General features: G+C 63.1%; 12 protein-coding genes. 4 read left to right on the top strand and 8 right to left on the bottom strand.

What is annotated here, in order from left to right:
* The first annotated feature begins 173 nt into the window (after window positions 1–173).
* Window positions 174–1,988, top strand: a complete 1,815-nt coding sequence (locus tag QMB55_RS06830; protein WP_497587933.1) for a carbon starvation CstA family protein — start codon at window positions 174–176, stop codon at window positions 1,986–1,988.
* A gap of 106 nt (window positions 1,989–2,094) precedes the next feature.
* Here the strand turns inward: QMB55_RS06830 and QMB55_RS06825 are convergent, their stop codons facing one another.
* On the bottom strand, window positions 2,095–3,051 hold the full coding sequence (locus tag QMB55_RS06825; protein ID WP_497587932.1) for a LysR family transcriptional regulator: 957 nt from the start codon (window positions 3,049–3,051) through the stop codon (window positions 2,095–2,097).
* A 358-nt stretch (window positions 3,052–3,409) separates the two neighbouring features.
* On the opposite strand from QMB55_RS06825, the gene acnB reads away from it, so the two are divergent.
* On the top strand, window positions 3,410–5,971 hold the full coding sequence (gene acnB, locus QMB55_RS06820) for a bifunctional aconitate hydratase 2/2-methylisocitrate dehydratase (RefSeq protein ID WP_497588279.1): 2,562 nt from the start codon (window positions 3,410–3,412) through the stop codon (window positions 5,969–5,971).
* Window positions 5,972–6,030: 59 nt separating this feature from the next.
* Complete coding sequence (locus QMB55_RS06815; RefSeq protein WP_497587931.1) at window positions 6,031–6,825, top strand: substrate-binding domain-containing protein; 795 nt, start codon at window positions 6,031–6,033, stop codon at window positions 6,823–6,825.
* 113 nt (window positions 6,826–6,938) lie between these two features.
* Here the strand turns inward: QMB55_RS06815 and QMB55_RS06810 are convergent, their stop codons facing one another.
* The 7 genes from QMB55_RS06810 to citC are packed head-to-tail and all read right to left on the bottom strand — an operon-like array spanning window position 6,939 to window position 12,404.
* Window positions 6,939–7,790, bottom strand: coding sequence for a triphosphoribosyl-dephospho-CoA synthase (locus QMB55_RS06810; RefSeq protein WP_497587930.1), 852 nt, complete (start codon window positions 7,788–7,790; stop codon window positions 6,939–6,941).
* A complete protein-coding gene (locus QMB55_RS06805; protein WP_497587929.1) occupies window positions 7,762–8,280 on the bottom strand; it encodes a citrate lyase holo-[acyl-carrier protein] synthase in 519 nt (172 codons plus the stop codon). Before QMB55_RS06805 ends, QMB55_RS06810 begins: the two co-directional genes overlap by 29 nt.
* The gene (gene citF / locus QMB55_RS06800) at window positions 8,252–9,790 is read right to left on the bottom strand and encodes a citrate lyase subunit alpha (RefSeq protein ID WP_497587928.1); all 1,539 of its coding nucleotides are present in this window, start codon (window positions 9,788–9,790) and stop codon (window positions 8,252–8,254) included. The genes QMB55_RS06805 and citF overlap by 29 nt, the downstream gene beginning before the upstream one ends.
* Entirely contained in the window at window positions 9,777–10,697 is a 921-nt protein-coding gene (locus QMB55_RS06795) for an HpcH/HpaI aldolase/citrate lyase family protein (protein WP_497587927.1), read from the bottom strand. The genes citF and QMB55_RS06795 overlap by 14 nt, the downstream gene beginning before the upstream one ends.
* Window positions 10,698–10,700: 3 nt before the next feature.
* Window positions 10,701–11,177, bottom strand: a complete 477-nt coding sequence (locus QMB55_RS06790; protein WP_497587926.1) for a PPC domain-containing DNA-binding protein — start codon at window positions 11,175–11,177, stop codon at window positions 10,701–10,703.
* Complete coding sequence (gene citD / locus QMB55_RS06785) at window positions 11,177–11,440, bottom strand: citrate lyase acyl carrier protein (RefSeq protein ID WP_497587925.1); 264 nt, start codon at window positions 11,438–11,440, stop codon at window positions 11,177–11,179. Before citD ends, QMB55_RS06790 begins: the two co-directional genes overlap by 1 nt.
* A gap of 16 nt (window positions 11,441–11,456) precedes the next feature.
* On the bottom strand, window positions 11,457–12,404 hold the full coding sequence (citC, locus tag QMB55_RS06780; RefSeq protein WP_497587924.1) for a [citrate (pro-3S)-lyase] ligase: 948 nt from the start codon (window positions 12,402–12,404) through the stop codon (window positions 11,457–11,459).
* 265 nt (window positions 12,405–12,669) lie between these two features.
* On the opposite strand from citC, the gene QMB55_RS06775 reads away from it, so the two are divergent.
* The gene (locus tag QMB55_RS06775) at window positions 12,670–13,980 is read left to right on the top strand and encodes a CitMHS family transporter (RefSeq protein WP_497587923.1); all 1,311 of its coding nucleotides are present in this window, start codon (window positions 12,670–12,672) and stop codon (window positions 13,978–13,980) included.
* Window positions 13,981–13,988: the final 8 nt, after the last annotated feature.

The following is a 13,988-nucleotide window of genomic DNA, read 5'->3' as shown; positions in this document are numbered from 1 at the left end:
AAACCTGAATCCGGCTGGTCTGGACTGTCCGTACGGCGGAAAGTCCAGACCAAAAGGGTTTCGGAGTTCGCCCCCGGTCAGTACGCGTGTGTTCCATCCTGGGGATTCGCCGATCGAGCTTCTGCGGCTCCGGGCCAGGGACGAGGGATAGTCATCCACACTGGGGGATTCTGATGAATGCATTAACCTTAATTTTCGCGGCGGCGTGTATTTTCGCCATCGCGTACCGGTTCTACGGCTTGTATCTGGCCCAAAAGGTCATGAACCTGCGCGAAGACCGCGTTACGCCCGCCGAAGCGATCAACGACGGTCACGACTACGTCAAGACCAACAAATACGTCCTCTTCGGACACCACTTCGCGGCCATCGCCGCGGCCGGCCCGCTGCTTGGCCCGGTCATCGCCGCGCAGTTCGGCTACATGCCGGGCGCACTCTGGATTCTGGTCGGCTGCGTGATGGCCGGCGGCGTCCATGACATGGTCGTCCTCTTCGCTTCGGTTCGCCACAAGGGCAAGAGCCTTTCGGTGATCGCCGAAACCGAAATCGGCAAGGTCGCCGGCAAGGTCGCCTCGGTCGCCATCCTGTTCATCCTGATCCTGACCCTCGCCGGTCTGTCGATCGCCGTGGTCAACGCCATGTTCGACAGCCCGTGGGGCACCTTCACGGTCTTCTCGACGATCCCCATCGCCATGGTCATGGGCATCTACATGCAGAAGATCCGTCCGGGCGACATCAAGGGCGGCAGCCTGATCGGCGTCGTCCTGCTGGTGCTCTCGATCCTCGCTGGCCCGTACGTGCAAGCCAACCCGACCCTCGCCGCCATGCTCACCTTCTCCAAGAAGGAACTGGCGCTGATGATCCCGGTGTACGGCTTCTTCGCCTCGGTCCTGCCGGTGTGGTTCCTGCTCGTGCCGCGTGACTACCTGTCGACCTACCTCAAGATCGGCACCATCGCCGCCCTGGCCCTCGGCATCGTGTTCGTGAACCCCGAACTGCAGATGCCCGCTTTCACCAAGTTCATCCAAGGCGGCGGCCCGGTGATCCCGGGTGCCCTGTTCCCCTTCCTCTTCATCACCATCGCCTGCGGCGCGCTGTCGGGCTTCCACGCCATCATCGGCTCGGGCACCACGCCGAAGATGATCGCCAACGAAAAGGACATCCTCTTCGTCGGCTACGGCGCGATGCTGACCGAAGGCTTCGTCGCCATCATGGCCCTGATCGCCGCGTGCGTCCTGGTTCCGGCCGACTACTTCGCGATCAACTCGTCGGCGGCCAACTTCGCCAAACTGGGTGTCGAAGTCGTCAATCTGCCGCACCTCGCTCAGCAGGTTGGTGAGACGATCCAGCACCGTCCGGGCGGCGCCGTGTCGCTGGCCGTCGGTATGGCCTACATCTTCTCGTCGGTTCCGTTCATGGACGGAATGATGGCCTACTGGTATCACTTCGCCATCATGTTCGAAGCGGTCTTCATCCTGACCGCCGTTGATGCCGGCACCCGCGTCGGCCGCTACCTGCTCCAGGAAATGCTGGGCCGTGTTTACAAGCCCTTCACCGACAACTCCTGGACGCCGGGCGTCATCGTCACCAGCGCGCTCTTCACGTCGGCCTGGGGTTACCTGGTCTACACCGGCGACATCTCGACGATCTGGCCGCTATTCGGCATGGCCAACCAGCTGCTCGCCAGCTGCGCACTGATCGTCGGCACGACGATGCTGATCCGCATCGGCAAGGCCAAGTACGCCTGGGTCACCGGCCTGCCGGTCCTCTGCGTGCTGCCGATCGTGATGTGGGCGGGTTACCTCAACGTCGTCAATAACTTCCTGCCGAAGAACCTCTATCTGCTGGCCGGCATGTCGGTGCTGCTGATGGTGCTGATGTCCATCGTCTTCGTCGCCGCGTTCAAGCGCTGGAGCGAACTGCTCAAGATCGAAACGACGGTCACCGACGAGCATGGCGACAAGGTGCTCGCCACGGTCAAGGAAATCTAAGCGATACGCTTCCCGGCGCCCTGAAGGGGGCCGGGAACGCCACCGCAAAAGGGCCGGTGCCGAAAGGCGCCGGCCCTTTCTCTATGGTGCGGTGGACTTGGCCCGTTCAGCGCCCATCCATCAGCGGCTGACCGCGCCGCCCCCGTCCCCGTGCCGGAGCAGAAGGCACCGTGCCGCCACCAGCCACTCGCCCTCCACCGCCGTATTGCTGCCAAGCACGCAGGTAGTCGATGAAGACCCGCACGGTACGCAATTCCATCGCCCCGGCCGAACACAGCACCCAAGTATCGCGCACGAACGCGCCGCCATCGGGCCAATGCACCGGCTCGACGTACAACCCCTCCCGCTGGGTCAGCCCGATCGACGGCAACAACGTCCACCCCAGCCCGTTGAGCACCATCTCGCGCGCCGTATCCATGGTGTTGACCTCCATCGTCGTCCGCGGCGGCACGGCATAGGAGCGCCGCCACCATTCGTCGAGCAAGCGCTGCAAGGGCGCATCGGTGCCATAACGGATGTGCGGGTGCTGAGGCAAAGCGTCGAGTCCGATGCGCGCGCGCGAAACGAGACACAGCGGCTCCTGCATGAGCAACAGCCGCTCGCCTTCCCAGGCATGCTCGCCGCGTACGATGGCGACGGTAACTTCCTGCTTTTCGAGCATGCGCACGATCGGCTGGCTGAGCGCCGTCTTGAGCGAAATCTCGACTTCCGGATAAGTCTCCAGAAAGCCCTTGAGGATGCCGGGCAAGGCAAAGTGGGCAAACACGCCGGACGAACCGAGGCGCAACGGCCCTTGCACCTTGTCCGCCATGTTGCGGATACGTTCCTTGATCGCATCGTGGCGCAGCAGCATTTCGCGGGCGTAGTTGAGCAGGCACTCGCCCTGCGCGGTAAGCATCACGCCGCTCGGCATCCGCGACACGAGTTGCGTGCCGAAGTCGTCTTCCAGGTTTTTCAGGCGGTAGGTGAGCGCCGGCTGGGTCATGTACAGCCGCGCTGCTGCCCGGGTCAGGTTGCGCTCCTCGGCAATGGTCTTGAGGATGCGCCAGTCCTTATCGTCCATGTTGAACCCCACTGCTGAAATAAAATTCAATTATGCACTTCAATAAGAAATTGATATTTTATTTATTACAACAAAAGCATGAAAATGAGCGCGCCGTCCCTAAAACACAAAACCGACGGCGGCATCCCGTTCGCATCAGCACACGCGCCAAACGGGAATGCCCCTTAAGCACAGAAATATTTATTTCTTGGGAGCGCTGAACATGTTGAACCGCCGCAGTTTCTGTATTCGCAGCGTCGCCGCCTCGGTGGCCGGTGCCGTGGCCGTCCATGGCGAGGTCGCCCTCGCCGCCCCTGCAAAAGCCGCAGCCACCGCGGCGGGCATCCCGGTGGTCGACGAAGCCACCAGCCGGGCGTTGATTTTCGACGCCTACCGCAAGCATGCCGCTGAGCGCGCCGCGCTGGGCATCCCGCCCCTGCCCCTGAACGCCCAGCAAACCGCCGCAGTGACGACCCTGTTGCGCACCCCGCCCAAGGGCGAGGAAGCCTTCCTGCTTGACCTCATCGGCAACCGTGTTCCGCCGGGCGTCGACGACGCGGCCAGGGTCAAGGCCGAATTCCTCGGTGCCCTTGCGCAAGGCAAACAGAAATCGCCGCTCATCTCCCGCCAGCGCGCCACCGAACTGCTCGCCACCATGCAGGGGGGCTACAACGTCAAGCTCCTGATTGGCCTGCTCGCCGACCCGCAGCTCGGCACACTGGCCGCCGACGGCCTCAAAAAGACCCTGCTCGTCTTTGGCGCGATCAAGGACGTCCAGGCGCTCGCCGCCAAAGGCAACGCCAACGCCAAGGCCGTCCTCAAGTCCTGGGCCGACGGCGAGTGGTTCACCGGTCGCGCCGACGTTCCGCAGAGCATCACGCTCACCGTCTTCAAGGTCGGCGGCGAGACCAACACCGGCGACTTCTCGCCCGATCCGGACGCCAACACCCGCCCGGACATTCCGCTCCACGCCCTCTCCATCCTCAAGTTCCCGCGCACCGGGCTGACGCCGGACGAACCGGGCAAACGCGGCCCGCTCAAGCAGTTTGAAGCGATGAAGGCCAAGGGGCACCCGCTGGTCTATGTCGGCGACGTCGTCGGCACCGGCTCCTCGCGCAAGTCGGCGGCCAACTCGCTGCTGTGGTGGACCGGGCAGGACATTCCCAACGTCCCGAACAAAAAATTCGGCGGTTTCGTCTTCGCCGGCAAGATCGCGCCGATCTTCTACAACACCATGCAGGATTCGGGCGCACTCCCGATCGAGATGGACGTCAGCAAGCTTGAGATGGGCGACGTCATCGAACTGCGGCCGTTCGAAGGCAAGGTGCTCAAGAACGGCGAAGTCGTCGCCACCTTCAAACTCAAGACCGACGTGCTGCTCGACAGCATGCGCGCCGGCGGACGCATCCCGCTGATCATCGGCCGCAACCTCACCGCCGAAGCACGCAAGCTCCTGGGGCTGCCGGCCACGGCCCTGTTCCGCGCCCCCAAGGTTCCGGCCGACACCGGCAAGGGCTACACGCTGGCGCAGAAAATCGTTGGCCGCGCCTGTGGCCTGCCCGAGGGCAAGGGCGTGCGCCCGGGTACCTATTGCGAACCGGTAATGGACACCGTCGGCTCGCAGGACACCATCGGCCCAATGACCCGCGACGAACAGAACGACCTCGCCTGCCTCACTTTCACCGCCGATCTGGTGCTGCAGACCTTCTGCCACACCGCCGCGTATCCGAAGCCCGAAGACATCAAGATGTTCGCCGAGCTGCCGCAGTACATCTACTCGCGCGGTGGCGTCGCCGTACGTCCGGGTGACGGCGTCCTGCACTCCTGGCTCAACCGCATGGCCATGCCCGACTCGGTCGGCACCGGCGGCGACTCGCACACCCGCTACCCGCTCGGCGCCTACTTCCCCGCCGGCTCCGGCCTGTGCGCGCTGGCCTCGGCAACCGGGGTGATGCCGCTCGACATGCCCGAATCGGTGCTCGTCCGCTTCAAGGGCGAAATGCAGCCGGGCGTGACCCTGCGCGACCTGGTCAACGCCATCCCCTACTACGCCGTCAAGCAAGGCCTGCTGACCGTCGAGAAGAAAGGGAAGAAAAACATCTTCTCCGGCCGCATCCTTGAAATCGAAGGCCTGCCCAACCTCACCGTCGAACAGGCCTTCGAACTCTCCGACGCCTCCGCCGAACGCTCGGCCGAAGCCTGCACGGTGCGCCTCGACCTGCCGCCCATCGTCGAGTACATGCGCTCCAACGTCGCTCTGCTCAAGTGGATGGTGGCCAACGGCTATCAGGACAAGACGGCCCTGCTGCGCCGCATCCGCAAGATGGAAGCCTGGCTTGCCAAGCCACACATCCAGCAACCCGACCCGGATGCCGAATACGCGGCGGTCATCGAAATCGACCTGGCCGAAATCAGCGAGCCACTGCTCGCCTGCCCGAACGACCCGGACGACATCAAGCCGCTCTCGGCCGTCGCCGGCACCAAGATCGACGAAGGCTTCATCGGCTCCTGCCAGACCAACATCGGCCATTTCCGCGCCGCCGCGCACCTCATCAACGGCAAGGAGATTCCGACGCGCCTGTGGATCGTGCCGCCGACCAAGATGGACGCCGACACGCTCAACCGCGAAGGCTACTACGCCCGTCTCGGCGCCGCCGGCGCGCGCATGGAAGTCCCCGGTTGCTCGCTGTGCTTCGGCAACCAGGCCCGCGCCCGCAAGGGTTCGACCATCGTCTCGACCTCGACGCGCAACTTTCCCAACCGCATGGGCGAAGCGACCAACGTCTTCCTCGGCTCGGCCGAAGTGACGGCGATCGCCTCGCTGCTCGGACGCCTGCCGACGAAGGAAGAGTACATGGAGCGGATGCAGGTCGTGATGCAAAAATCGAGCGACATCTACCGCTACATGAACTTCCACCGGATGCCGGAATACTCGGCTTGACCCCCCCTGGCGACGGCGGCTTCGCGGCCGTCGTCGCCGCTTTTTTTGGAGTCCTACGCATGCACGCACTACATCGCATCCTGGCGAGGGGTCTACTCGCCGTTGCCGCCCTGGCCGGCGCCCTGGCGGTTCATGCCGACGAAATCCGGGTCATGAGTTCGGGCGGATTCTATTCCGCCATGGAGGCGCTCGCGCCGCAATTCGAACGCCAGACGGGGCACAACATCGTCCTGATTTCGGGGTCGTCGATGGGCAGCTCGCCGACGGCCATCCCCGCGCGCCTCCAGCGCGGCGAGGTCGCCGATCTGGTCATGATGGCCGGCCCCGAGCTGGACAAGCTGATCGAGCAAGGTCACGCCGTCGCGGGCAGCCGCGTCGATCTCGTACACTCGAAGATCGGCATGGTCGTACGCAGCGGTGCCGCAAAACCGGACATTTCGACCCCAGCGGCTTTCGAGCAGGCCTTGCGCAACGCCGCGTCAATCGGTTATTCGGCCAGCGCCAGCGGCGTCCATCTGGCGAAGAACGTGTTGCCGTTGCTCGGCGACGCGGTCGTCGCCAAGTCGCGCGAAATCGTCAAGGACCGGGTCGCCACCTGGGTCGCGCGCGGCGACGTCGAAATCGGTTTCCAGCAGGTCAGCGAGCTGTTGCCGATCCCCGGCGTCGATTTCGTCGGCGAAATTCCGCCGCCCTACCAGAAGGTCACCACCTTCTCGGTCGGACAAGCGCAAAGCGGAAAATCGCCCGCCGCCGCACAAGCACTGGTCCGCTTCCTGACCAGTCCAGAGGCCTATCCCCTGATCGAACAGCAAGGCCTCGAGCCCGCCGCGCGGGCCGCTCCGAAAGCCCGTTAAACGCTCGCTCCGGCGCGCATCGCGTGTCGGATAAGGCCAAAGCGAAGACACGGAACAAAACGGCCCGGAAGCCAAGCTTCCGGGCCGTTTGCGTGGCGCGCCGCGCTTGATGCTCAGGCGGCGGAGAGCAAGGCCGCCACGTCATCCTCGGAGAGTTCGCCGGCAGCGATCAGCACGCCGTAGCCGAGGCCCAGCATGTCGGCCACGCCGCCCATGGTCATGTTGGCGGCGACGTAGTTGCGGTTGGCCGTTTCCAGGAAAGGCCGCGCATTGCCGCCGTCGGCGATCTGCACCTGCAGCCAGCGCCCATCGGCGACCATGCGCGCCAGGCCGCCGGGGCCGGCCCGATGCAGCATGGTGGTGTCGTCGACCGTCTGCATCAGACGCGCCATCATCGCGAAGGAAGCGTTGAGCAAGGAGCCGTTTTTCTCGCGCGCGGCACGGAAGGCCGGCAGGCCGTGTTCGAAGAGCGCGGGATAGCCATCACTGGCCTCGCGCACGATGCCGCCAGCGTGATAGAGGCGACGGGCACGTTCGCCGTGCGTCTCGCCGTCGCGCGGACGACTGAAGAAGTCGCGGCAGAGTGAGGACAAGCTTGCGCGCAGGTCGGAGACGGCACCGCTCGGGGCATGCCAGCGGGCAATCAACAGCATCCCGGCGAGGAAGATGTAGCCCTTGTGGGTATTGGTCCCCAGCTCGTCGAGCAGGCGCTGTTCGGCTTGCCGTCCGAGGGCGTTCTGGGCGGCGAAGTCTTCGCCGGCAGCGAGCGAGGCGACCGTCGCTTGCAGGTAGGCTTCGACGATGGCGATCGAACGCTCCATCGTCGCAAAGCTGAGGTCGGGATGCGAACCGTTGTCGAGGCGATCGACGAGTCCGGGTTTGGGGGTCAGATGGAGTTCGAGGCGGGCGCCGGTGACCAGGGCGGCAGCCAGACGTTCAAGTTCGGAAAGGCGTAAGGAGTTCATGGACACGATCAAGCAGGTCTTGGAAGGGATGCGAACCAAGGCGCATGCAATCGACGGCGGGATTCGGGCACAACAGGCAACTTCGGGCTTCGAGCCCGAGCGCACGGCGACCGATCTGATGCCCGCCTTCGACATAAACGTCGAGGTCGGCTAAACGATGGGAAGGCCGCGCATTTTCGATGCCGATGCAGGCACGTTTCACGGCATCGCCCGGCGCATAGACCCGGTAGAGGGCGTAAGGCCCGAGGGCGTCGACCGCACGCTCGATTTCGAGCGCTTGCGGCAATGCCGTCAGCAGGGCGTGATGCAGGGCGAGGAACAGCCCCTCAACGCCGGGCGGGTTTTTGTCCGCACCCGGAACGTTGAGCGACAGGAAAACGAGACTCGAAACTCCCGCAGGGGGCGCCGCGCGCAAAGCGCGCGCGACGGCCTCCTGCCGGTTGTCTCGAGCCGCCAGAAAATTACTGGCGGACTTTGCGAACGACGTCAATGATCGAACCGTCACGATATTCGATCAGACCGACCACGTCGTCTTCGAACTCGATGGGCTTCGGCACACCGGTCACCGCATAGATCTCGTCGCGCAGCTGGCGAATGTCCTTGACCGGCACGCGGCGACGGATCAGTTCGGCCTTCAGCTCGGGGAGCTTGTCGTTAACCGCAACACCGCGCTCGGTGACGATGACGCCGACCGTTTCGCCCGGCGTGGTGATCGTCGTCACTTCGTCGCGGATCATCGGCAGACGACCACGGATCGACGGGCAAACCACGATCGACACCTTGGCGCCGGCTGCGACGTCGCAGTGACCACCGGTGTTGTGGAGCAGGTAGCCCATCGACTCGGTGTTGACGTTGACGTTGAAGTTCACGTCGATTTCGGTTGCCGAGAGGATCGCGCAGTCGAGACGGTTAACCACCGCGCCGCAGTTGAACGGGTTGGCGTAGGTGCCGGCCGTCATTTCCACGTGACGCTGGTTGCGCCCGATCGACTCGACCGCCTTGAGGTCGAAACACTGAACGTCGAACAGGGCTTCGAACAGGCCTTCCTCGAGCATGTCGACGAAGAAGCCGGTGATGCCGCCGCAGCCGAAGCTGCCCTTGGCCTTGTTCTTGCGCAGCATGTCGCGCACGTGCGAGGCCACGGCCAGCGAGATGCCGCCCGTCCCGGTCTGGAACGAGAAGCCATCCTTGACGTAGCCCGTCGCTTCGATGACCGAAGCGGCGTACTTGGCGATCTGCAGCCCGATCGGATCGGTGGTGATGCGCGTCGTCGAGGACACGATCTTCTTCGGGTCGCCGAGGCGCGGCACGGTCGCGACGAAGTCGACCACCGACTGCGGAATACCGACCGGCACGGCCGGGAACGGCACCAGGTTGTCGGTCACGGCCACGACCTTATGCGCGTGCTGCGCGTCGACCAGGGCATAACCCAGGCTGCCGCAGGCCGAGGGGCCGTAGAAGCCGTTGAAGTTGCCGTACTCGTCGCAGTAAGGCGCGGCCAGGAAGGCCACGTCGACCTGCACTTCGCCGGTAATCAGCGAGCGTGCGCGGCCACCGTGCGAGCGGACGATGATCGGGCAGTCGAGCTCGCCCTTCGAGATCTGCTCGCCGATCGGGCCGTTCACGCCGCATTCGAGGCTGGTGATGACGCCCTTGCGGATGTAGGGGATCAGCTCGGCATGCACGACGTGCACCGAACTCGAGGCAATCTTGATGTCGCGGATGCCGAGGGCGTCGATTTCCTTGACCAGATCGTTGAGCAGGTAGTCGCCGTTACGCAGGCTGTGGTGCGTCGAGATGGTCATGCCATCCTTGAGGCCGGAAGCGATGATCGCTTCGCGCAGGCCGCCAACCAGCTTGCTGCCGCTGCTCGTAATGCGCCGGATGGCGCGCGTCGAACGCTCGGCATTGGGCTGCATCGACCACGGGTCGCTATAGGGGGTGAGTATTTTCCCGTTGAAGGTTTCCGGGATCAACCGACCCAGGCTATTCACTACCATAGATGTCCTCCTCATTGATCACGACGTCCACCATGCCGTGGGCGCGCGCGGTATTGATGACACGGGCGGCACGCACGACGATCGGACGGTCGATCATCTTGCCCTTGAGCGAGATGACGCCGGTGCCCATTTCGCGGGCCCGTTTGATGGCGTCCATCACTTCGAGGGCGTAGTCCACTTCTTCCTGCTTCGGCGCGAAGACTTCGTGAATCACGTCGATCTGGCGCGGGTTGACCATGCACTTACCGGTGAAGCCCAGGCGCTTGACGAGTTCGGTCTCGCGGCGCAGCGCTTCCATGTCGTTCACGTCGGCGAAGATCGAGTCGATGGCCTGGATGCCGGCCGACTTGGCGCCCCACAGCACGTTCATGCGGGCGTTGAAGAGTTCTTCGCCTTCCTTGGTGCGGTTGATTTCCATCGTTGCCGTGTAGTCTTCGGCACCGAAGGCCAGACCGATCAGACGCGGCGACGAACGCGCCGTGGCGACGGCGTTGATCACGCCCTCGGCGGTTTCGATCGACGGCAGGATCTTGAAGTGACCGAGCGGCAGGCCGAGCTCTTCTTCATACTCGGTGAGCAGCGTGTCGAGGCGTTCGACGATCTCGGGCGAATCGGCCTTCGGCAGACGAATCCCATCCGGAACGGCGGGCAGGACGGCCTTCAGGTCGTCGAGCGCCCACTTGGTGTCGAGGCCGTTGATGCGGACCAGGATTTCCTTGTTGCGATCCTTGTAGCCTTCGAGGAAACGACGCACGAGGATGCGCGCGGCGTCCTTCTCGCTGTAGGGGACGGCGTCTTCGAGGTCGATCAGCACGGCATCGCACTGGAAGAGCGGGATGTTCTGCAGCATCGAGGGCATGTTGCCCGGCACGTACAGGAGCGAGCGACGGAGCTTGAAATCGGCCATGGCTTACTCCTCCGAGAAGAACAGGGTCGGCGTGCCGCCCGTCTTCGACTGGTAACGTTCGATGCCCTCGACGCTCAGCTCGACGAGGACGATTTCGCAGGTGGCGAACACCTGGGCGTCGTACATGTGACCACCGACCACGTCACCCGAGGAACGGCTGGCCATGATGTGCAGGTGGCAATCGGGCTTTCCGTCCTCGCCCGGAACGACGTTGCCGGTCAGGCCGAGCAGCTCGAGCGGACCTTCGATGTCGTGCGAGATCAGGCGCGGCGAGGAAATCGGCAGGCGCGCACCGCTCTTGATGTCCTTCAGGCGGACGTTCTGGACCGAACCGATGGCCGACAGGACGACGGCGCATTCGATCTTTTCCTTGGTCACCAGTGCGGTGACGCATTCGATGATGCTTTCCTCAGGGCGGATCTTGACGATGAAGCGCCGTCCCTGCTTGTACTCGCGGTACCAAAATGCCTTGTCTTCCATTACACACCCCCTGCACGCCGCAGCGCGGCTTCAACTCTTGCTTCGATCGCATAGTCCAACGCCCCGCGATCGCTGACGCTGATCCGCCCAGCCGTTACGCTGCAGCGGGTCAGAACGGCTTCGATCCGGGCGCGGATCAAGTGCTCGAACTGTTTTTTGACAGTCGACTCGATCTCCACGACAAGTTCTTGAGCCGGTTCGACCACGACCATCAGGTCGCTGGACTGCATCGTTCCGGCCTGCGCCTTTTTAAGTATTTGCATCAACTACCTCCTAATATCATTGTTGCAATTGTTTCCGAATTGGATCAGCCGCCGCGCTCTTCAAGTAGGCAAGCGTGGTGGCCGGCACGTATTCTTCCAATTGAGAAAACTCCTGGCGTGCGATCAGTTCGCGCACGCGCGAGGCGCTGATCACGCCCCCTGCGCTTTGCTTGCGTTCGATCACAACGAGTTCGATGTCGTACACCGGCAAAATCCTCCGCATAGCATCGTTATAGCCCTCCGTGAGCTTGCACGTGGGCTCGGTGCCGACAAATCGGCGCACGAGGCGGAAGAACGGGGCGATCCGCGAGGCAAAAAGAGTCACATCCAACTCCATCTGGATGCGTGCGACGGGATCGTCCTTTTTCAGGAAATAGGTCGGGAAGGTCGCGCCGCTGACGATGTAGCGCGACGAGTCGAGAACGACGACGTTGGTCAGGTCACGGACGCCGTCCTTGACCAACTGAAAGCGGACGTCGAAGGGGAAGACCGAGCGGTCTTCGCGGACGACGAACACGTAGAGATTGTCGACTTGTTTGGCCGCGCTCTCAATCAGGTAGCGGTGACCAAGGGTGAAGGGGTTGCAGTTAACCACCACCGCCCCGTTGATGCCGGACCGCACGTCGGCGTTGTGGGTGGCCAGCCATTTCTGGAAACCGCGCCCGTATTCGAGCAGGGCGACGCGCCCCTGGTTGGCCAGCAAGGAGAAATTGAGCGCCTCGAAGGTCGAGATGTACTCGGGTTTGGTGTAGATGAAGAGCGAATCGTAACCGGCCGAGAGGCCGCGCGATACGAGTTCCGTCACCACCTCGCCCAGCAGAGCGCCGCCTTGATGGCTGGGCTCGACGGCAAGCATTTTCAGGATGTTTCCGGCACGCCCGCCTGTGGCCACCAGATGGCCGGACTCGAACACACCGAACAATTCGTCACAGCCTTCCTCGAAGCTCAGGCCGTTTCGTTCCACCAGCTCCCGGGCAGCCGTACGGTCGGTGCCGGATACCAATTGTGCAATCACTGCGATTGCTTCCCCACACAAGAATGACGGGAATGATAGTCCAAACCGCCCTGTGGCTTGATTACTGAATCAACATCTAACGATCGGGATAAAGAATGGTTGCGGGGATTCCCGTCCGCAGGCCGAGGAGTATACTCCCGCCCGTCGTACGGTTATTCGTTCGGCAGAGAACAGCAGTAAAAGTAGGTCGATAATCAACTATTGGAGGTAAGTCATGACTGATGCAAATACGCTGGCAATCGCCGGCTTTGCAATGATTACAGTCTTCATGTACCTGATCATGTCCAAGCGCATGTCAGCCATGAACGCATTGATCCTGATTCCCATCATCTTCGCTGTGGGCCTGGGTTTCCACGACGCCAAGCTCGGCAAAATGATGATGGACGGCGTCCGCCGCGTCGCCCCGACCGGCATCATGATCTGTTTCGCCATTCTCTTCTTCGGCATCATGATCGACGCCGGCCTGTTCGACCCGATCATCAAGAAGATCCTGCAGATGGTGCATGGCGACCCGATGAAGGTCTGCGTCGGCACCGCCGTGCTGGCCGCGTTCATCTCGCTCGACGGTGACGGTTCGACCACTTACCTCGTCACGTGTTCCGCGATGATGGCGGTTCACCGCAAACTCGGCATCCGCCCGATCATCCTCCCGGCCCTCGCCCTGCTCGAAAACAGCGTGATGAACATCATCCCCTGGGGCGGCCCCACCGGCCGCGTGCTCGCCGCTCTGGGCGTCGAGTCGAGCCAGGTGTTCGTGCCGATGATCCCGGGCATGGTCCTGGGTACCGCCTTCGTCTGCTTCATGGGCTACCGCTGGGGCATGCAAGAGCGTGCTCGTCTGGGCGTCATCGACTACCAGCACGACGGCAGCCACAAGTCGGTTTCGGAAGATCCCGATGCTGACAAGCTGAAGCGCCCCGAGAAGCTGTGGATCAACGCCATCCTCGTTGCCACGCTGATGACCTGCCTGATCATGGAAGTCCTGCCGCTCGCGCTGCTGTTCATGATCGGTACCGCGCTCGCTCTGCTGATCAACTACAGCAACAAGGAACAGCAAGGCCGTCTCGTCGCCAACGGCGCCAACGCCATGCCGGTCGTGTCGATGGTCTTCGCTGCTGGTATCTTCATGGGCATCCTGTCGGGCACCAAGATGGTCGACGCCATGTCCAAGATGATCATCGCTTCGATGCCGGAAACCTGGGGCCCGCACTTCCCGCTGATCACCGCGCTGATCAGCTTGCCGGGCACGTTCTTCATGACCAACGACGCCTTCTACTTCGGCGTTCTGCCGGTCCTGGCGAAGGCCGCTGCCACCTACGGCATCCCGGCCGACGAAATGGGCCGCGCCGCGCTGATCGGTCAGGGTTCGCACCTGCTCAGCCCGCTGGTCCCCTCGACCTACCTGCTGGTCGGTATCAACAAGGTCGAATTCGGCGATCTGCAGAAGTTTGCTCTGCTGCCCGCGATCGGCGTTTCGCTGGTCTGGCTGGCCACGGCCATCGCCCTCGGCCACATCCGTATCTAACGATAATA

It is taken from the genome of Propionivibrio sp., from assembly GCF_041441355.1.
Lineage (GTDB): Bacteria > Pseudomonadota > Gammaproteobacteria > Burkholderiales > Rhodocyclaceae > Propionivibrio.
This window is presented reverse-complemented; position numbering and strand designations above follow the sequence as displayed.